Below are 431 nucleotides of genomic sequence, written 5' to 3'. Positions count from 1 at the left end.
ACCACGACGGAAGACGGGGGGACGGCAGAATTTACGGTGGTTCTCAATACCCAGCCGACAGCCGATGTTGCGATCGCTCTGAGCAGTTCGGACCCATCCGAGGGGACGGTTTCCACCGAATTGTTGACTTTCACAGCCGAGAACTGGAATACCCCCCAAACCGTCACCGTGACGGGTGTGGCCGATGACGTGGTAGACGGGGACCAGGCCTACACAGTCGCACTAGCCGCCGCCACCAGCGACGATGCCAACTACAACGGCATCGAGGTCGCCGATGTCGCGGTGACAAACCAGGATGTGGTGCCCGGGAGCGTGACGGTGACGCCGACAGAAGGGTTGACCACGACGGAAGCCGGGGGCACGGACACATTTACCGTTGTCCTCGATCGCCAACCGACGGCCGATGTGACCATCCCGATCGCCAGTTCCGA

General features: G+C 61.7%; 1 protein-coding gene. It reads left to right on the top strand.

Annotated elements, in window-relative coordinates; genetic code table 11:
• Positions 1-123 precede the first annotated feature (123 nt).
• On the top strand, positions 124-431 hold a 308-nt coding region (locus AC0QHF_RS13690; protein WP_324704778.1), incomplete at its 3' end, for a hypothetical protein.

This window comes from Lyngbya sp. CCY1209 (assembly GCF_055795065.1).
The sequence above is the reverse complement of the archived record's forward strand: the minus strand, read 5'-3'. Positions and strand labels throughout refer to the sequence as shown.